Here is an 18,648-nt window from a genome sequence, read left to right as displayed (position 1 = left end):
TCGAAGGAGGGCAGGCATGATCGCAGATGCCTTGGGCGGGAGCGGCCGCGACAGCCGTCATCTCCATCCCGTATTGCGGCAAGCGCTCGCATTTCTGATTGAAACCGATTTCACGAAGGCGGAGGACGGCCGCATCGACATCGACGGCGACCTTATCCATGCGCAGGTCATGAGCATGTCGACGGCGCCGCCGGAGGAGCGGCTTGCGGAAAAGCATGAACGGTGCATCGACATCCACTTCCTGCTCGAAGGGGAGGAAGCCATCGGCTGGAAGCCCCATGACGGCAAGGAACCGATCCATCTGCCTTATGACGCCGAGCAGGATTGCACGCTCTACCGCGGGCTGGAGCGGGAGCGGCTCATCCGGATGGAGCCGGGCATGTACATGATCCTGTTCCCGTCCGATATCCATCGTCCCGGGCTGGGAGACGGGGAGCGGGCGCGCAAGGTCGTCGTCAAGCTCCGCGCTGATCTGCTGCAAGCGTAATCCCCAACGGCCCGCATAATCCGCAACGACCAACTTGAAGGAGGAAATACCCGTGTTCAAAAAAAGAGCGATGACCGTCCTGACCGCTGTTCTGGCCTTATCCGTTGCCGCCGGCTGTTCCGGCGCGAATTCGAATTCGAACTCCGCCGGTTCGGCCGACTCGGCCGGAGGGACATCCGTTGCCGGCAAAAAGGAAAAGGTGGAGCTTTCCCTATGGCTGACTCCGCAATGGAAGGGAGTCATGGACGCCACGGAGGACGGCGCCGACTACGACAGCTTTTTCCTGTATGCCGCCGACAAATTCAAGAAGCAGTACGACAAATACGACGTGAAGGTCAATGTCCAGGTCGTCGCGGGAGACCAGCGGGATGAGCTGCTGAACGTCAACCTCAACGGCGGCACTCCGCCGGATATGTTTTTCGAGAGCGTGTTCGCAATGGGCGATTATGTGCACCGTGGAGCTCTTGCTCCTCTGACCGACATCGTGGACGATGCGGCGCGAAAGGATATCGCCCAAGGGTACTGGGACAACGTCACGTTCGGCAAGGACGTCTACTTTTATCCGTTCGCCCATAATCCGGGAACGCTTGCCTACAACGCCGATATGTTCCGGGCGGCCGGCCTGGATAGCTTCATAGGCGGAGAAAACGAGATCAGGACGTGGACGCTCGACGAGTACAACCAGATTCTGGAGACGCTGAAAACGAAGCTGCCGAAGGAAAAGTACGCCAATGCGTATCCGATGGCGCTGTATGCTCTCAACAACCAGGGGGACACGTGGAACCTGGCTTACCTGAGAATGTTCGGCAACAAGTTCTTCGATGACAAGAACAATCTTGCCGTAGACGACGCCAGCGGAATCCAAGCGGCCGAATGGCTGAAGAAGGTGTACGATTCCGGCTATTCCAATCCCGGCGCCGAATCCGTCTCCTCGAACGATGCCAACGCGATGTTCCAGAACCAGCAGTTGGGCATCAGCTTCACCAACGCCGTCCTGTACAACAACGCCAAGGCGGACATGAAGGCGGGCAAGTCTCCTTCCTTCGACATGCGCCTGGCGAATATTCCATCCGCAAGCGGCAAGCCGCTGGCCTTCACGTACGTCGTCGGCACGGCGCTGTTCAACACGGGCGACAAGGCCCGGATGGAAGCCTCCAAGGACTTCATCAAGTTCTTCTCCACCGATCCGGAGCTGGTGAAGGCATCCAAGAACAGCATTCCGGTGCGCAGCTCGGTCGCTTCCGAATTCGCCTCCCAATTTCCGCTGTTCACCGCCTATGACGCCAACGCCGCCAACATGTTCTCCTTCACCGGCAATGTCGCCGGGTACAGCGAGCTGAGGCAGGTGCTCTATCCCGAGCTGCAGGCCATGTACACGGGAGAGAAGACGCCGGCGCAGGCCGTCAAGGATTATCAGTCCAAAGGAAACGCCGTTCTGGAGAAAGCGAGAGAAAGCTCGGTCATCAAGCCCTAAGCCGATCGCGAGCAAGACACAGCGCCATCCGGCATCCGGGATGTCCCGCCTGCGGGCGGGAGTTCCGGCCAAGGGAGAAAGGTAAGCAGCCATGATACGGTACAATCGCAATGTCAAAGAAGGCCTCACCGGATATCTGTTCATCGCCCCGCAATTTCTGCTGTTCCTCATCTTTGTCGTCTATCCCATTGTCGAAGGCTTGCGTCTCAGCCTGTACAAGGTCCAGTACCGGACGGAAACGTTCGTCGGATTCGACAATTACGCCGCTCTGTTCGGCGATCCGGTCTTTTTCAAGGCGGTATGGAACACCGTCATTTTCGTCGTCGCCATCGTTTTGCTGACGGTCGCCTTTTCCTTCTTCGTCGGCTCCGCCGTCTTCGACAAAAACGCCAAGTATGTCTCGTTCATCCGGGGCAGCTATTACATCCCGGTGATGGTGTCGATGGTCGTCATGAGCATGGTGTGGAGCTTCCTGCTGAATCCGGCGAACGGCCTCATCTCGTACATGGCCCGGGAAATGGAAATGAGCACGGTGAATCTGCTCGGCAACAAAAGCACGGTGCTGCCGGTCGTCATCTTCGTCACCTTCGCCACGAATGTCGGGCAGGCGATCATCCTGTACATCGCCGCGATGATCGGCGTTCCGAAGGATCTGTTCGAAGCCGCGGAGGTGGACGGAGCGGGCCGGCTGCATGTCATCCGCCATATTCTCCTGCCGCTCGTGAAGCCCACGACGATCTACATCACCATCATCAATATCATCGCCGTGCTGAAAATCTTCGTGGTCATCCAGCTGCTTACGGGCGGCGGACCGAACAACGCTTCCGTGACCTTGATGTACTACCTCTACAACAACGCCTTCAAGTACAATCAGCTCGGCGTTGCCTCCGCGGTAGGCGTCATCATGTTCCTGCTGACGCTGTTGCTGTCCGTGCCTCAGCTCAAAGCCATGTTTAACGATAAGTGAGGGTTGGCTATGCGGCAAGAAAAAGCAAAAAAACGGGAATCATTCGATATCGCCAGCAATGCGGTCGTGCTTCTCTTCGCTCTTCTGAATCTGTTCCCGCTGTACTGGCTGTTCAGCAGCTCGGTCAAGAACAGCTCCGATGTCATCAAGATGCCGCCGGACTGGTGGCCGCGCACCTTTACCTGGTCCAACTACGCCGATGTGTTCACCAATCAGCCGGCTCTGCGCTGGACGCTGAACAGCTTGTACGTGGCCGGATTCTCGACGGCGCTGCTTATCGTCACGAGCTCCATGGCGGCCTACGCCTTCTCCAAGCTTCGGTTCAAGGGCCGCAACGTCTTTTTCATCGTCTTCATCTCCAGCCTGATGATCCCGAAGGAAGTGATGATCGTGCCTCTGTTCCGGATCTCCCAGGATCTGGGCCTGGTCAACAGCGTGTACGGCATGATCTGGCCCAATGTGGCGACGGCTTTCGGCGTCTTCCTTCTCAAAGGCTTTTTCGACACGGCGCCGGATGCGCTGAGGGAGGCGGCCCGAATCGATGGAGCCGGAGAAGTCAGAACATTCCTGCAAATCATGCTGCCGATCGTCAAGCCCGGCATCGGGGCTCTGTTCATCCTGAATTTCGTGCAGGTATGGAACGATTATCTGTGGCAGCTCGTCATCGGCCAGAACAAGGAGAGCAAAACGCTGATGGTCGGCATCGCGACGCTGATGCAGGACCTCAATCCGAACTTCGCCTACAAGATGGCGGGCGCTACGGTCGCAGCGATTCCGATGCTGCTCATCTTCATCCTGTTCCAAAGGTACTTCACCCGCGGAATCTCGATCGGAGCGGTGAAGGAATGACCGGCCGCGCCGCCCTCGACGTGGGGGGCACCGACATCAAGTTCGCCGCCCTCGACGTGGGGGGCACCGACATCAAGTACGCCGTCCTGGACGGCTCGGCGGACATACTCTTCCACGGCCGCGCCGCGACGCCTCAAGGACGCGCGAATACCGCCATACCGGAAGCGGCTGCTTCCATTATGGAGGAACTGCTGGCCATGCATCCCGGCATAGCGGGAATCGGGATCAGCACCGCAGGAGTCGTCGATCCCGGCAGCGGGGAGATTCTCTACGCCGGGGGGACGATTCCGGAGTACCGGGGCAGCAATTGGAAAACCGCTCTGGGCAGCCGGTTCGGCCTCCCCGTTTCGGTCATGAACGACGTCAATGCCGCCGCTCTGGGCGAATGGTGGAAGGGCGCAGCGCGCGGCTGCCCGCATTTCGCCTGCATCACGCTCGGCACCGGCATCGGCGGCGCGCTGTTCACCGGCGGAGCCGTTATGGCCGGGCCCCGCTTCAGAGCCGGGGAAATCGGCCATTCGCTCTATGACAAGGCTGCCGGCACGACGTACGAGCAGCGGGCGTCGACTTCGGCGCTGCTGAACCGCGCAGCCGCCGAATTGCCCGGCTTCAAAGGCTCCGGCGCCGAGCTGTTCGCAGCCGCCAGATCCGGCGACGCCGCCTACGCGGCGCTCATCGACGACTGGGCCGGAGAGGTGGCGCGCGGAATCGCGGAGCTGATCCTGCTGTTCGACCCGCTGAAGGTGCTGATCGGCGGCGGCGTGTCCGCCCAAGGCGGCGAGCTGCTCCGCAGAATCGGCCCTCATGTGCGCAGCTGCCTGCCTGCCGGGTTCGCCCCCGCCGAGCTGGCCGTCGCCGAGCTCGGCAACAGGGCGGCGCTGTATGGCGCCGTTCATGCTTACTATACGAAAGAGACGGAGACGATCTAGATGAAGATAAGCAATGTGGAAACGTTCCAAGGCATGTATGTCGCCTTGTACTCGGCTTATGACGAAGCGGGCGCCGTAAGTCCGGTCCGAGCGGCCAAGCTGGCTCGCTATTATGTCGGCAAAGGCCTTGCCGGCCTCTATGTCGGAGGCAGCTCGGGCGAAGGAATCCTTCAGAGCGTCGAGGAGCGCAAGGCGATGCTGGAAGCGGTTCTGCAGGAAGTGCGAGGCGAGCTCAAGATCATCGTACATGTCGGCGCCAATGCGACGGCGGACAGCGTGGAGCTGTCCCGCCATGCCGAAGCCTGCGGCGCCGATGCGATATCGGCGGTGCCGTCGATCTACTACCGGCTCTCCGAAGCCGCGGTGGAGAACCATTGGCAGCAGATGATCGATGCGGCTTCGCTGCCGTTCATCATCTACAACATTCCGCAGACGACCGGCTTCAGCCTGTCCCCCTCCCTATGCGCCAAGCTGGCCAAGCAGGACAAGGTCATCGGCGTCAAGATGTCCGGGGAAAGCACCTACGGCTTGCAGCAGCTCAAAGCTGCGGGCGGGGAAGACTTCCTCGTCTTCAACGGTCCCGACGAGCAGTTTCTGGCGGGACGGATGATGGGGGCGGACGGCGGCATCGGCGGAACCTACGGCGTCATGCCGGAGCTGTTCGCAGCGCTTTATAAGCTCGCGGATGAAGGAAGGATGAAGGAGGCGCGGGAGCTTCAGGTCCGGATCAATTCCGTCATCTCGCAACTGCTGGAATATCCGTCTCTGTATGGAGCCTGCAAGGCGATTTTGTCCCTGCGCGGCATCGAGACCGGACAACCTAGGCTTCCGCTCCTGCCGGCAAGCGCCGCAGACGGCGATTCCTTGAAGGCTCTCAATCGGGATATCGAGGAAGCCGTCGCGGAGTATGCGACATTTCCGGGGAAATACTGACATGCTGGAGCGGATCAGAGGCGGTCTTGTCGTTTCCTGCCAAGCGCTGGAGCAGGAGCCTCTGCACAGCCCGTTCATCATGGCCAAAATGGCGCTGGCGGCGGAGCAGGGCGGAGCTGCGGGCATCCGGGCGAATTCCAAGCCCGATATTCTCGCCATCAAAAGCGAGGTCGGCCTGCCGGTCATCGGCATCGTGAAGCGGGATTACAAGGACAGCGAAGTCTTCATAACAGCCACGAGACGGGAAATCGACGAGCTGCTGGAATCCGGCTGCGAGATGATCGCGCTGGATGCCACCTCTCGCCCGCGTCCGGGCGGCGAGACGCTGAGCGGACTGGTCGGCTACTGCCGCAGCAGAAGCGCCGCCGTGCAGCTGATGGCTGACATCTCGACGCTGGAGGAGGCGGCGGAGGCCGAGCGGCTCGGCTTCGACTGCGTGTCCACGACGCTGCACGGCTACACGCCGGGCACTTCGGGACGGCATCTGTACGATGACGATTTCCGGTTTCTGCGGGATGTCGTGGAGCGTGCAGCGATTCCGGTCGTCGCCGAGGGCAATGTGCTGACGCCGGAAATGTTCGGCCGCTGCCTGGAGCTTGGGGCGGCAGCGGCCGTCGTAGGCGGCGCCATTACGCGGCCGAAGGGGATTACGGAGCGTTTTCTCTCGGCAGCGGGAGGCAAGGAAGGCATGCAGCTGAAATAGAGGAAGCCGGTCCGATGTGGGCCGGCTTTTTTGGATGTGGAGGCACTTAGCTTTCAAAGGCTCCAAGGGTTTTAATTTTGAACTACACCGCAACACTCAGCGACATCAATCGTCTATATGTAAAAAATGGAAAGAGGTGACTCGCGCCTTGCGACGAATGATGACGAAGTTATTTCTGTGCGCCGTGTTGCTTGCTTCTATGGTCCATCCGTATAAGGTCAGCTATGCTCAAGCATCGATAGCTGAACTGCCGATCATAGAAAATGACGCGGCTGTGTTTCAATTGATTCCGCACAAAATATCGTCAAAATTGAACAAGCCAGCCTTCTCGTTGGATTCGAAGTCTCTGAAAGCTTCTCCGCTGCTCATGAAAAACGGGAACCTTTATGTTCCGGTCAAGTGGCTGGAGCTGGCGCATATCGGAAAAATCATGAAAAGCACAAAAACGGATAGTTATTGGGTCCAATTCAACTCCGAACATCCGACTGCCTTTTCAACCATGCATTTCAAGCCTGACAGCTCCAGGCTATATAGGGAATGGAACGGAAAACTTACCGTGCTCGATGACGTGCAGAAGATTTTGCCGCCGTTCATGAAAAGCAATACGCTGTATGTTCCGGTTTCAATGCTCCCGCGGATGGGCATCGACGCCAACTGGAGCCAAGGGAATTTGCAGTTGACGTGGAGCGAGAAGTCAGCGGAGGTTCTGCACCCTGCCTATACGACAGAGGCGGGCCGCATCACATTCAACGCTTTGGTTCAAAAAGAGTACGGACGCGTCTATTTGATGCAAAGCATGGGATTTGGCGGAATGACCGGCTGGACCGATTCGTCAAGAGGGACAGAGAAGACGATCGACAAGTCGATTGAAATTGGAAATCGTGAATTCAGCCGAGTCCAGTTTTCCGTTGATCTCCGTCCAGGACCGAATCCGCTGCAGGTATATTCCAACGATAATCCGTCTGCGGAAATCATCGTCAGTCGGATCGTCAAGGATCCATCCTTGATTCCTATCCGATATGTTCAGGATACGTATGCGGATAATATCGTGTTCAATAAGCCGACACAAGGCTACCTGCGGGTACAGGCTGGAGAAGGCATAGAAATCAACGGATCTGTCACTACGGAAGAGGATATTCGGAGTCAGGTTGTTGGGTTTCAATTGACGAGGTTTCAGAATGGAGATTATCAGGCAAGCGGCAAAAAAACCGTCGTGCAGATGAACGGGAATAGAGAGTTCAGCGGGTCGATCTCGATCAATGAGCCCGGCAATTATTTGATCAATATCCTTAGTCCGGACGTGTTCGCAGGGGGGATGACGTCGCCGTACGCCCCGACTAAATGGGCGGAGATTGCGGTTGAAGTTCGGCCGAAAGGCAAGTAGCGGGAAAAGCGATTAAGTCTACGCTGCAGGGTTGTCCATTTCTATATCCGGTCCCGATTGGGGACCGGCTTTTTGCTTACAGGCGGCGCTCTTGGCGGAACGGAATCCGCTTCTTCTGGAGCTTTGACGGGATAAGCCTGTTGCCGAGAGAGTGATTGCGATCCTGTCGTATACTGCCTTTTCGGCTCCTGCTCGTTGTCGGCAAGCATGAATCTCTCAACGATGGCTGATTCCGGACAGGATCTGCCTCCAGTAGACGTCGTTGTCATGGAAAATATCGGCGACCTGCGGAATCTGCAAGGCGCATGCATGGGGAATCCGCCAGCCAAGCTCCTCGATTCCGGCAGCCGGTCCATGCTGCACATAGAGGATGTTGAATTCGCCGCGCACCATCCCGCTGAGCACCTGCTGAAGCTCGTACAGCTCCGGGTAACTTCCTTCCGTCCGGATGAACAGCATCCTTTCGGCTGTGCCGATCTTATGCAGCAACCTTTCGGTGCGCCGCTTCATCTTGGACTTGAACTCCGGATAAGGGAGCAGGGCGTACGGCGTATCCGGATGGCTCGCAGGAAAATCGTGATTGGAGACGATTCCGTAGGCTTGATCCTTGACAAGATAACAGCCGGCATTGGGATCGATTCCGACGATGCTCATGTTTTCGAGCTCCATGAAATGGGCGAAGCGGTCCTGCAGAGCTTTCGATACGCCGGACAAATGGGGCGAGCCCATCCAATCGATGGGACCGGAATAAAGCCGGAGCCCCGAACGGGTCATCTGCACGCCGGGCAGGCAGTTGTGGCCAAGGCTGTAGATCGCGTCATACGAGCCTCCGAGGCCGGACAATGTAAGCACTTTCCATCCCTCCCGTTTTTCCCTCTCGTATAGTAAATGCAAGACCGATAGGGCAGGGCCGGGCAAGCAGTCCTTGAAAGGGAAAATATGCTTTTGCCCCGCAGCCTCTTTTCATGGAGGGATTGGACGCATATAGTAGAGTGAAGCGGTCATGAGCGGCAGGATGGGCGAGAGCCCGCCCGGCGCAAACGCATCAAGAAGAGCGAGGGAGAATTTCGACGGAGAGAATACCGGCAAGCGGCGGATATGCGCTGTCGGCTGAACAACGGCTTGGGGGTTCCGAATGAATGCATCAATGACACAGTCCGGCAACCCGGATCGCAGAAAAGGCATCGCGCTGGCGTTGGCCGGAGCATCCCTCTGGGGGATATCGGGTACGATGGCGCAATATTTGTTCCAACAGCAAGGCTTCGGAGTGGAGTGGCTCACGGTGGTCCGGATGCTGACGGCCGGCTTGATCATGCTCGGCATCGCCTATCGCAACGATCGGAGGCAGGTGTGGGGGATATGGAAAAGCGGGAAAGATGCGGCTTCCATCATCCTGTTCGGAATATTGGGCATGCTTGCCGTCCAGTACACGTTTTTCTCCGCCATCCATCACGGCAACGCGGCGACCGCAACGGTGCTCCAGTATACCGCCCCGGTATTGATCGTATGCTTCACGGCCATCAGAAACAGGAGGTTTCCGGGGAAGGCGCTGCAAGCGGGGGTTCTTCTCGCCATTGCCGGCACCTTCCTGCTCGTGACGGGAGGAAGCGTGACGAGCCTGTCCATATCGGCTCCTGCGATAGGATGGGGACTGGCTTCGGCCTTGGCGCTCGCCTTCTATACGCTGCAGCCGCGCCGGCTGCTGGTTCGATGGGGATCGCTGCTCGTTGTCGGCTGGGGAATGGTGATCGGAGGGGGATGCCTCGCTTTTTACCATCCTCCTTGGAAATGGGAGGGAAGCGGGTCCGTTTCATCGATCGCGGCGCTTGTTGTCGTCATCCTGTTCGGAACGATTTTCGCCTTCATCTGGTATTTGGAGAGCACCACCTATATTTCCGGCTCGGAGGCGAGCCTGTTCGCCTGCATCGAGCCGCTCACGGCAACGGCCATCTCGGTCTTGTGGCTCGGGGTTCCGTTCGGCCTCTGGGAATGGGCGGGGACGTTATGTGTCGTGGGCACCGTGACGCTCATGTCTCTGGTCAAGCAGCCTCCATCTTGATGCGCTAAAAAGCAGGCGCCTATGAAAAGGCGCCTGCTTTTGCTATTTGCCCGCCGTTCATCCAAGAGCAGAGGCGGCCTCGGCCGGTCGATTCCCGGTAGATAGGCTCGGTCCAGCTGGATCTCGATCCAGCGGGCTTCGCCGGAATGCCGGTCGTTCTCCACGATGCAAGCCGAACGGTCCAGTGGAAATAGATGCAAGACCGATAGAGCAGGGCGGGGCAAGCTGTCCGCCATCGAGGCCGATATGCTTTTGTCCCGGAGAATTTTGCGCCATGGGCATGATTCGCCAATATCGTCTCACTGGCAAGCCAGTCCGCCATTGCGGCGGGGACCGCCGCCGCCTGCGTTGTCGGAACACGCGGACGGCAACATTCGCTCAGACTGATGAGGAGCGTTTCAACTTGAGGCAGCGTTTCGCTTCTCGTTCAACGTCTTCAGGCTCAAGACTCGACCGGCGTTATTTTCAAGGAAGCTTTGCCGTTGTTGAGCGTCAACACGCCCTCGTAATACCCTCTGCCGCAGCCGGTCGTATCGCATTTGCACTCGTAGTCGCCGGAACATCCGCAGACGTAGAATTGGGTTCCGTTGAAGCCGGGGTAAATATGCGATAGGTTCTGATAGAACGTATGCGCGTGATGGGTGAAGATCGCCAGCACTTTGTCTCTGACGTTGGCCGGGATAGCGTGGAAGAAATGGGCTGTCTCTTGCGCGTCCAGCACATGCGAAGGATCGACGGTGATGCCGTTCACTTTCAGCGGCCAGTGGCAATCGATGATGTAGTAGAAATTCGGATCGAGCTTGGTCAGCAGATCGATGCTCGCGAAGCTGAATTTGCCCGGAGCGTTGTCGAGCCAGACGTACTTGACCTTGCCCTGCGTGCCGGGAAAGTCCATTTTGCCCATCACGTCGCCAAGGAATTGCTTGAACTGGGCGCGCGTGTTGTCCTCCCAGTTGCCGATCGACGCTTTGAACGGAATGTGCTTGGGCCCAAGGATGCCCGTCGCGACGTTCTTGAACGCCTTGTAGTCCGTCGTGGCTTGCGTTCCGGTCGAACCATGCTTGTTGTCGCCGCCAAAAATGCAGAAGCTCTTGTGGCCGGACTTCACGGCCTGCTGAAGCAGACGCTTATAAATGCTCAGGCTGTTCCCAAATCCGACGTGGCTGTCGCCCATGACGAGGAAGTTGACGGTTTGGATGGCGTTCAGGCGCCTTTTCTTGATTGGGCAGGCGGTCGTTTTGCGTTTCGCGACGCGCTGGACGGGTTTGACGCTTTTGATTTCCTTGGCCGGTTTGGCGTTCTTGACGCGTTTGACGGTTTTGGCGGAGGGAGCAGCGACACCGGATTTCTTGTAGAAGCGATTAAGCCGCAGCTTCAGTTGGAATCATCCTTTCGTAGAATGGAATGGACTATATATATTCTCGCCCCGTTATCATTGGAAGGCGGAGGCGGCCCAATTCGTGCTGGATCTCTCGCGTCAGGCAGAACCCATTGCGAAACGAACAAAAGCAGGCACCTATATACGTACAGGTGCCTGCTTTTGGGTGTGCTCGTTGTTCAACGGGAGACCGCAGCGGCATCGTTCCGCTGGGGGTCAAAGCCCCAGCTTATGCCCCTTCTCCAGCCGGACGATCTGCTTCTCGCCGTTGTCGGCGAGCTCGCGGAACTGCAGGATGGTGTCGCGCATCTTGGGCAGAGCCTCCTGCTTGTAGGCGCTGATGGAATCGAGAGCCGACAGCACCTCGGTGAACGCCTGCTTCAGCGTGTCCACGGAGATGCTGGCCTCCAGGGACTGCTTGTGGATCGCGGCTCCCTGAGTGTTGAGCATCCGGGAGGTGTGGGAGATGATGTCGTTGGTCGTCTGGTTGAGCAGCTCGATCTTCTTGAGCACGATTTTCTGGTTGTAGAGCGCCGAGGCGACGATGACGGAGATTTTGAGCGCCGAGATCGTGACGTTCTTGGCTCTGTCGACGCCGCGGATCAATTCCTTGTTGTTGCGGATGACGACCTCGATCGCCATGATGCCCTGCTGGTTGACGACGAGCATCTGCTGCAGGTCCATCACCCGCTGTCGCATCGGGAACAGCACCTCTTCGGTGATGAAGCGGACCTTCTCGGGATCCTCGCCGCGGACCTTGGCGGCCTCGATCTGGGCTTCGATCGATTCGTCCATGAGCCCGCCGAGCTGGATTTCCTTCTGAAGCTTCTTGGTCAGCTCCCGTAGGGTCTGCTGCTCGATCTCCAGCGTCGTGTTGTCGTTCTTCAGCGTCGACCGGCCCTTGTCGAGGGAGACGACGATATCGGAGATGACGGCGTCGGCCTTCTGGAACTTCAGGAAGTAAGCCCGGAGCGGATTGAACAGCTTGCCGAGGAAGCCGCTCTTGGCGAAGTCCACGGCGCTGGGATCGAGATCCTTGAGCTGCGTGTGCAGCTCGGACAGTCCCTTGGCCACTTGGCCGCCCTCGTCTCCCGTCTTGGAGAGATTGCCGACCGAGACTTGCAGCAGCGAGTTCTTGTCCGAGGAGGCCTTCATCGTCTTCATGCCGAAGCCGTCGATCGTCTGGAGAATCTCCCTGCGTTTGTCCAGCGACTCCGTATCGAGCTCCATGATGGCGGCGACGTTGGCGTCCGCCAGCTCCTTGAGCTTCCGGACTTCCTCCGGCACAGGCTTGACTTCTTCTTCTACCGCCGCCTTGATCTCTTCCGGGCTGGCTACCTCAAGCGAAAATGTCATGGTCATCCTCCTCCACGTTACATCTGGACATTGAACAGATTGCCGATCTTGTAGACGACATCATCCGTATCCGCATTGATGCTGGCGGCCTCGTTGATGCTCGAAATGCTTTGCAGCGCCTTGATGTTGGCATTGTAGCCGATCGTATAGATCGGAACCTTGTAGGTTTCGACGAGCGCCTTGATGTCCTTGAGCGTATGCCCTTCATTCGTCTCGCCGTCGCTGAGCACGAAGATGAGCGGCTTGACGCCGGGGTTGGCCGCCATCTCGTCCTGCAGCATCTTGAGCGCGACGATGATGCCGTCGAAGGTGGCGGTGCCGCCTCCGGCCTGCAGGCCCTCCACCGCTCCGACGAACATGGACTGCTGGTTCGTGTCGTATTTCATGATCGGAAGGTTGACCGTGACCGAACTGGAGTAGGAGACGAGTCCGATGCTGTTGTCCTTGCCGAGGTATTTCTGGCCCTTGAGCAGCGATTCCTTGAGCTGGTTCAGCGGCGCGCCGTCCATGCTGCCGGATACGTCGGCGACGAACACGGCCGCGATCGGCTTGCTGCCGTTCTTCTTCTCTTTCCAGACCTTCTGAGCGGAGCCGAGCAGGCCGCCGTCGACCGCAGGGAGCTCCGACTTGTAGTCCTGCAGGCCGTTGAAGCCTTTGTCCGCCGCGGCCTTCTGGTATTTGTCCTGGGCGGCGAACTCGGCGAATTTCTTGATGATGTCGAGCTTCTCCCGGGGGAGATCGCCAAGAGCGTACAACGGGCTGTCATGCCGCGCTCCGAATGGCGTGAACACGTATCCGCTCTTCAGGTCGGCTGCATTGACGTAGGTCTGGTATTCCAGCACGAATCCGTCCAGCATGCCCGACTTGGCCGCATCGCGCATCTGGATCGTCGTCGACGCGGTGAACGGAATGTTGGCCTGGAACTTCTCGAAGCCTTGGACCGCCTTGTCGCTGAGGATGTCGGCGCTGTCGAACGTGCTCAGCGCCGTGACGAGAAAGTTGAGTCCGGTGGAGCTTGCGAACGGATCCGTGTAGCCCATGGAGAACTCGTTGTTCGCGATCGCCTCCGTCACCGTCTTGACGTTCACCGAGCCGTATGTATCCACAAGGGAATCATACTTGGCTTTGGCGATGACGATGCCGGGAACGTTGCCGGTGAGCCGCTTCGAGATCAGCTCCGTCTTGACTCCAGCCGCTTTGACCATCTCGCCCCACAGCTCGTTGGACGGGGTGAACGCATCGGGGATGTACTTGCCGGATTTGATGTAATCGGCTGCTGTGCCGGAGGCGATGTTGCGGATCTTGACCGATGCCGGCTTGCCGTCCACGACGATGCCGGCTTTGTTGAACTCGGCCGCCGTCTCGGTCAGCCAGCCGTCCACGCCGGTTCCCGATTTCTCGGTCGACGAGAAGATCTCGACGAATTGATTCGTGGAATTGTCGACCGTGACCGGAAATTTGGAGATGTCGGGAAGCGATTCGGCGATATCCGCCGGGTTCAGGTCGATCTGTCCTTTGACCGGGGCTTCCGTCGAGACCGACAGGTCGCCGTACAGCTTGTTCAGGCGCTTGCCCGCATCCTCGGACGATACCTGGGCCTTGCTCTTGCCGAGGTTGGAGGTCAGGGAGATACCCGCATAGACGCCCGCGAACACGAGCACGACCATGACGGCGGAGAGAAGGAAAAACTTGGTTGTCTTCGGCATTCTGCACCTCTTACTGTTTGTAGAATTTGGTTTGCTTGATCAGGGAGTCCAGCTCCTGCATGCCCGGCATGTCATCGATGTCATCGGGATCGATGCCGTCGAGGCGGGAGATTTCGAGGAGCAGCCGGTCGAGCTTCATCAGCAGCTCCTCGTTGGCGGACAGGGAGCTTTTGACGAAGGCGAGGTGGTCGTTGTACATGGCCGCCTTCTCCTGGATGAGCTCGCTGGAGAAGGAGCTTCTCTTGCGGCCCGACATACTGGAGAATTCCGCCTCGTCGAACACATGCAGCCGGTTCAGCAGGCTGCGCACGTTGAGATAGAACAGCTTCTCCGCCTCCTCGGTCACGGAGGCGAACTTCTTGAAGCTCAGCTCCCCGCGGTCGAAGCGCTGCTCCAGCACGTTCTCCAGGGCGAGCTTCTTTTTCTTCAGCCGGGCGATCTGCTCCAGCGCCGTCGCGATATCGTTCTCGAGCGCCTTGACGCGCTTGTAGGGAGACAGCGCTTCCGCGTAATCGTCATAGGATCTGATCTGCCTGACGGGCAGAGCTGCGGGCTCCCGGAATACGATGGCATAACTTCCGTAGAGCAGCGCCAGCGCGCTAGCCAGCAGCAGGCTGACGCCGGCAGCCGTCGACAGCGCGCTCCCGCCGATCTCGACGTTCAGCAGTCCGGGCGACAGCACCGCGATATCGACGGCAGCCACGATGACGATCAATCCAGCCAGTCTGAACAGCTTGGAACCGTTCATTTCTCTTCCCCCTTGCCCTGTGCGCGAACAGCGGCTCTCAATCTATCTACCAATCTTTTACTAGGAAAAGTATACCATAGGTTAGGCTTCCTCTCTCTTGCAAGAAGCGAAAAAATCATCAGAGTTTTAAAATATTCCCAATCTGTCCGTTATATGTTCCGGGCTGCGCCGCCGCTCCCCGAGCCGGATTCATTGCCGGCCAAAAAAGCTGTCCCGACCGTCTCAGGACGGTCGGGACAGCTTCTTGAACGTCTTGCGGTAGTCGGCCGGGCTGCAGCCGGTCTCCTGCTTGAACAGCTTGGAAAAGTGGGAGTCGTTGGCGTATCCGACCTGATCGGCGACGGCGCGGACCGGCAGGGAGGTGTCCTGCAGCAGCCGCTTGGCCTCCGAGAGCCGCGCCTGGATGATATACGTGCCGAGGGACATGCCCGTCTCCTTCTTGAATAGCCGGGCCATGTAGTCGGGATTGAGGAAGACCGTCTCCGCCAGGCTGGTGCGGGTAAGATCATGCGCGAGATGGGCATGGATATGGCTGGCGACCTCGTCCGCGATGGATTTGGGAGGCTCGGCGAAAGGCCGGGAATGCGCCGCCGTACGGACCAGATATCGAAGATAACCCTGCATGTCTTCCACGGAATGGAGGGACTGGGCATGCAGCCTGTCTCCCTCCGAGCCCGCATACAGCTGATGGGCTTGAACTTCCCTGCTCTTCAAATGGGCATAAACGATCTGGACCATATCGTGCCGGAACGGCCGGAGCACGGAAGCGCATAAGGCGTTCTCCCGCATCAGGCGCGTCAGATACGCCTCGGTCTCCTCGAGAAAAGAGCCGTATGCCCCCTCGCCGAGCAGCCGCTCGAGCAAGCCGAGGTTGGGCGGGACATAGGCCTGCTCCCGGCCGGAGCCGCCCTCGACGAAAATCGTCTCGTTGCGGTGCTTGATCCATTCCTCGTTGACATGCAGCAGCTCCTTGACGGCTTTGCGGATCTCCCCGAGTGGCAGGGACGTCGCGATATGGCAGCTGCAGTCGCATTTCAGGAATTTGCGGCTTTGGGCTATCAGGGAATCGCAGAGCCGCCTCGGGATATCCCTGTCGGGAGCGAGCGTCCATTTTAAGACGAGCATCCAGTTGCCTTCCTTGAACTCGGAGATGGCTTCAATGGATAAGGAGGGGTGCTGGAACAGCTCGTACATGACATTGAGCAGCGCGTAGTCGAACAGCGGCTTGTCTTCGCGGCCAAGGCTGGCCTCCTGCGGAAACAGAGTCACAAGCACGGGCAGGAACAGATCGCTCAGCCGGTAGGGGAGATTCTCTTCCATGATGGCGCCTGCAGCCGCAGAAGGGCTGGAGGGGAAGGCCTTGCCTGCGATGAGCCGGGTCCAGAAATCCTCCAGCACGCTCCTGCGGCTCTTTTGCCACAGCTCCCCTTCATGGATCGCCAGCTCGTTATGCATCTGCTCGCGGGCCTTGGCGATCGCCTTCCGGATAATCAGGGTCAGCTTGTCGACCTCGATCGGCTTCAGGAAGTAATCGAAGCTTTGCAGCTCGATCGCTTTCTGCGCATAGTTGAAGTCGGCGTAGTTGGTCAGGAAGATCGCCTGGACCGGGTAATTCTCCTGTCGGACCCAGGCCAGCAGCTCGAGCCCGCTGCCCTGGGGCATTTCGATGTCGCAAATGAGGATCTGCACGGTATCTTCCAGCAGAATCTCCCTTGCCTGAGCGACATTGTAGGCGGTATGGACATGCTCGACGTTCATGGCGCGCCAATCGATTTTGCTCTCAAGCGCCTTGACGACGAAGTAATCGTCGTCCACAAGAAGGACGTTCATGGCAGGCTTCCTTTCGGGATGGAATTAGTCGCTGCCGGCGGGGAGCGCGATCGTGATGCGGGCTCCGCCGTCGATTCCATTGGCGAAATCGACCGTCGCCCGCTCGCGGTACATCAGCTTCAGCCGCTGCAGCGTGTTCATGATGCCGATCCGGTTGCCTCCAGCCTGATCGAGGCTTTCTCCGCTGTGCAGCCGCTCCAGGATGGGAGACGGGAATCCGGGGCCGCTGTCCGCGATGACGATGACGGCCATATCCTCCTCCTCCTTTCTCTGCATGGACACCGTGATGGAGATGCTGAGCTCCCGTTCTCGCGAGACCGCATATTTGACGGCATTCTCGATGAACGTCTGGATGACGAGAGGAGGAATCTTCACTCCCGAAGCATGGTCCGGCCGGGAGATGGCATAGGACAAGGCGCTCCGGTAGCGGGACCGCTGGATGTCCAGATAGATTCGGGCGTGCTCGATCTCGTCTTCGAGGAGGACCAGATTGTCTCCGTTCTGGAAGATATAGCGGAAGTAGCGCGTCGTGGCCATCGACATGTTCTCGATCTCCTCGTGCATCTCCATCTGCGCCATGCTGTATATGCTCGTCAGGCAGTTCAGGAAGAAATGCGGGTTGATCTGAAGCTTCATGTAATCCAGCTGGATCCTTCTTTTTTCCAGCTCCTGCTCGTACATTTCGATCTTGTATTTCTTGAGCTGCCTGACGAGATCCCGGAACTGCGCGTTCGCCTGCTCCAGCTCGATGATGCGGCTTCCGGCGCTTGCTCCGGAATCCCCGTCCTCGTACATGCGGGCCAGGTTGTAGGAGAAGCTCTTGACGGGCCCGAGCACCTGCTTGCGGAAGAGGAACAGGAACGCGCTGAGCGTGCAGGTGACGAGAAAGAAGAGCAGCATGATCAGCAGCTGCACGATCATGATCTTCTCGAACGCCCCGTAGTGGATGACCAGCTCGGCGGTGAAGGTGGCGTTGCTGAAGCTGCTGTCCACGACGGTCGGCGCCTGGAGCAGATCCAGCCAGAACGGCTTGCGGGCATCGGGCGGGCTGCCGCTCTGGGGAGAGGACAGGCTGCCGCCCTGCCCGTCGACCAGCGACGCGTACCCGCTGGCCCCGAGATTGATCTGCCGGAGCGGCCGGATCATAGTGTCCGCCGAGACGAGCCCGATCAGGTAGCGGTCATGGTAGGGCACGATGTTGACGATGTAGGAAATTCCTCTTACCGTAAGCGGCGTCCATTTCGAGTAATAGTTCTCATAGACCCCCTTGTCTTCCGTCAGCGATGCGATCTGCTGCTTCAGCTCGAGAAACTGCCCGTAGGATATTCCCATCGGCGCGCAGTTCCGGAACAAGTCCCGGCTCTTCAAGTAATAGAAGAAGTTGTATTCCTGCTCGTAGTTTTTCGTCAGCTCGGTGAACCGCTTATAGAGCTTCTCCTGGGCCTTCAGGAATTCGGTGCTGTTGTCCGGATAATCGTTCATGTCCGTGATCGTCTCGTCATTGGCCAGCGTCCAGCCCATGTAATGGTTGATGTAGGCGAAGTCATGGTCGATCCGGTTGACATAGAGGTCGGCCGTGTCCTGGACATTGTTCGTGGATTGCTGCTTGACCAGGGACATGGAAATGACGCTGATGACAAGGTCGAGCGCCAGAGCCAGGAACGAGAGGAATACGAGCAGCCTGACATAATGGATGATCGGATAGGGCTTTTTCCGGTTGGATGGATTCATAGGCGGGAGGCTCCAGTCCTTTCCGCGCTTCCAATTTTGAATGCGCTTTATTTCTAGTATAGTGGTTTTTGCCCAGAAAATGGATCGGCTAGCGGCGGCGCGGAATGCCAAAGT

At 58.4% G+C, this 18,648-nt stretch carries 16 protein-coding genes; 9 read left to right on the top strand and 7 right to left on the bottom strand.

Translation table 11 applies throughout. The features are described 5' to 3' along the window. Nucleotides 1–16 precede the first annotated feature (16 nt). The 8 genes from CIC07_RS16785 to CIC07_RS16750 all read left to right on the top strand — a co-directional run bounded on the left by CIC07_RS16785 (nucleotide 17) and on the right by CIC07_RS16750 (nucleotide 7,726). A complete protein-coding gene (locus CIC07_RS16785; RefSeq protein ID WP_076354439.1) occupies nucleotides 17–487 on the top strand; it encodes a NanQ anomerase/TabA/YiaL family protein in 471 nt (156 codons plus the stop codon). A 52-nt stretch (nucleotides 488–539) separates the two neighbouring features. After that, complete coding sequence (locus CIC07_RS16780) at nucleotides 540–1,961, top strand: ABC transporter substrate-binding protein (protein ID WP_094248061.1); 1,422 nt, start codon at nucleotides 540–542, stop codon at nucleotides 1,959–1,961. Between the two features lie 91 nt (nucleotides 1,962–2,052). Continuing rightward, complete coding sequence (locus tag CIC07_RS16775) at nucleotides 2,053–2,928, top strand: carbohydrate ABC transporter permease (protein ID WP_021877881.1); 876 nt, start codon at nucleotides 2,053–2,055, stop codon at nucleotides 2,926–2,928. A gap of 9 nt (nucleotides 2,929–2,937) precedes the next feature. Beyond that, entirely contained in the window at nucleotides 2,938–3,777 is an 840-nt protein-coding gene (locus CIC07_RS16770) for a carbohydrate ABC transporter permease (RefSeq protein ID WP_076354441.1), read from the top strand. Beyond that, the gene (locus CIC07_RS16765) at nucleotides 3,774–4,706 is read left to right on the top strand and encodes an ROK family protein (RefSeq protein ID WP_076354443.1); all 933 of its coding nucleotides are present in this window, start codon (nucleotides 3,774–3,776) and stop codon (nucleotides 4,704–4,706) included. Before CIC07_RS16770 ends, CIC07_RS16765 begins: the two co-directional genes overlap by 4 nt. Further along, nucleotides 4,707–5,639, top strand: a complete 933-nt coding sequence (locus tag CIC07_RS16760; protein WP_076354445.1) for a dihydrodipicolinate synthase family protein — start codon at nucleotides 4,707–4,709, stop codon at nucleotides 5,637–5,639. A 1-nt stretch (nucleotide 5,640) separates the two neighbouring features. Beyond that, on the top strand, nucleotides 5,641–6,342 hold the full coding sequence (locus CIC07_RS16755; RefSeq protein ID WP_076354447.1) for an N-acetylmannosamine-6-phosphate 2-epimerase: 702 nt from the start codon (nucleotides 5,641–5,643) through the stop codon (nucleotides 6,340–6,342). A 148-nt stretch (nucleotides 6,343–6,490) separates the two neighbouring features. Further along, nucleotides 6,491–7,726 (top strand): hypothetical protein, encoded by a 1,236-nt coding sequence (locus tag CIC07_RS16750; RefSeq protein WP_076356828.1) that lies wholly within the window; start codon nucleotides 6,491–6,493, stop codon nucleotides 7,724–7,726. A 216-nt stretch (nucleotides 7,727–7,942) separates the two neighbouring features. Here the strand turns inward: CIC07_RS16750 and CIC07_RS16745 are convergent, their stop codons facing one another. Further along, entirely contained in the window at nucleotides 7,943–8,578 is a 636-nt protein-coding gene (locus CIC07_RS16745) for a DUF1796 family putative cysteine peptidase (RefSeq protein ID WP_076354449.1), read from the bottom strand. Between the two features lie 283 nt (nucleotides 8,579–8,861). On the opposite strand from CIC07_RS16745, the gene CIC07_RS16740 reads away from it, so the two are divergent. Continuing rightward, complete coding sequence (locus CIC07_RS16740; RefSeq protein ID WP_076354451.1) at nucleotides 8,862–9,785, top strand: DMT family transporter; 924 nt, start codon at nucleotides 8,862–8,864, stop codon at nucleotides 9,783–9,785. 442 nt (nucleotides 9,786–10,227) lie between these two features. On the opposite strand, the gene CIC07_RS16735 is transcribed toward CIC07_RS16740, so the two are convergent. From CIC07_RS16735 to CIC07_RS16710, 6 genes are all read right to left on the bottom strand, one after another. After that, nucleotides 10,228–10,893, bottom strand: a complete 666-nt coding sequence (locus CIC07_RS16735; RefSeq protein WP_240923481.1) for a metallophosphoesterase — start codon at nucleotides 10,891–10,893, stop codon at nucleotides 10,228–10,230. 486 nt (nucleotides 10,894–11,379) lie between these two features. Continuing rightward, on the bottom strand, nucleotides 11,380–12,519 hold the full coding sequence (locus CIC07_RS16730) for a toxic anion resistance protein (RefSeq protein ID WP_076354455.1): 1,140 nt from the start codon (nucleotides 12,517–12,519) through the stop codon (nucleotides 11,380–11,382). Between the two features lie 17 nt (nucleotides 12,520–12,536). Further along, entirely contained in the window at nucleotides 12,537–14,225 is a 1,689-nt protein-coding gene (locus tag CIC07_RS16725) for a vWA domain-containing protein (RefSeq protein WP_076354457.1), read from the bottom strand. Nucleotides 14,226–14,235: 10 nt separating this feature from the next. After that, entirely contained in the window at nucleotides 14,236–14,973 is a 738-nt protein-coding gene (locus tag CIC07_RS16720; protein ID WP_076354459.1) for a hypothetical protein, read from the bottom strand. 222 nt (nucleotides 14,974–15,195) lie between these two features. Further along, entirely contained in the window at nucleotides 15,196–16,803 is a 1,608-nt protein-coding gene (locus CIC07_RS16715) for a helix-turn-helix domain-containing protein (RefSeq protein ID WP_076354461.1), read from the bottom strand. 24 nt (nucleotides 16,804–16,827) lie between these two features. Beyond that, nucleotides 16,828–18,534, bottom strand: a complete 1,707-nt coding sequence (locus tag CIC07_RS16710) for a sensor histidine kinase (protein WP_076354463.1) — start codon at nucleotides 18,532–18,534, stop codon at nucleotides 16,828–16,830. Nucleotides 18,535–18,648: the final 114 nt, after the last annotated feature.

It is taken from the genome of Paenibacillus sp. RUD330 (assembly GCF_002243345.2).
Lineage (GTDB): Bacteria > Bacillota > Bacilli > Paenibacillales > Paenibacillaceae > Paenibacillus_O.
This window is presented reverse-complemented; position numbering and strand designations above follow the sequence as displayed.

Excerpts from the sequence above, each read along its gene's own strand:
- CIC07_RS16785 (WP_076354439.1), top strand. The coding sequence starts at position 17 with ATGATCGCAGATGCCTTGGGCGGGAGCGGCCGCGACAGCCGTCATCTC.
- CIC07_RS16775 (WP_021877881.1), top strand. The coding sequence starts at position 2,053 with ATGATACGGTACAATCGCAATGTCAAAGAAGGCCTCACCGGATATCTG.
- CIC07_RS16770 (WP_076354441.1), top strand. The coding sequence starts at position 2,938 with ATGCGGCAAGAAAAAGCAAAAAAACGGGAATCATTCGATATCGCCAGC.
- CIC07_RS16765 (WP_076354443.1), top strand. The coding sequence starts at position 3,774 with ATGACCGGCCGCGCCGCCCTCGACGTGGGGGGCACCGACATCAAGTTC.
- CIC07_RS16760 (WP_076354445.1), top strand. The coding sequence starts at position 4,707 with ATGAAGATAAGCAATGTGGAAACGTTCCAAGGCATGTATGTCGCCTTG.
- CIC07_RS16755 (WP_076354447.1), top strand. The coding sequence starts at position 5,641 with ATGCTGGAGCGGATCAGAGGCGGTCTTGTCGTTTCCTGCCAAGCGCTG.
- CIC07_RS16740 (WP_076354451.1), top strand. The coding sequence starts at position 8,862 with ATGAATGCATCAATGACACAGTCCGGCAACCCGGATCGCAGAAAAGGC.
- CIC07_RS16730 (WP_076354455.1), bottom strand. The coding sequence starts at position 12,519 with ATGACATTTTCGCTTGAGGTAGCCAGCCCGGAAGAGATCAAGGCGGCG.
- CIC07_RS16725 (WP_076354457.1), bottom strand. The coding sequence starts at position 14,225 with ATGCCGAAGACAACCAAGTTTTTCCTTCTCTCCGCCGTCATGGTCGTG.
- CIC07_RS16720 (WP_076354459.1), bottom strand. The coding sequence starts at position 14,973 with ATGAACGGTTCCAAGCTGTTCAGACTGGCTGGATTGATCGTCATCGTG.
- CIC07_RS16715 (WP_076354461.1), bottom strand. The coding sequence starts at position 16,803 with ATGAACGTCCTTCTTGTGGACGACGATTACTTCGTCGTCAAGGCGCTT.
- CIC07_RS16710 (WP_076354463.1), bottom strand. The coding sequence starts at position 18,534 with ATGAATCCATCCAACCGGAAAAAGCCCTATCCGATCATCCATTATGTC.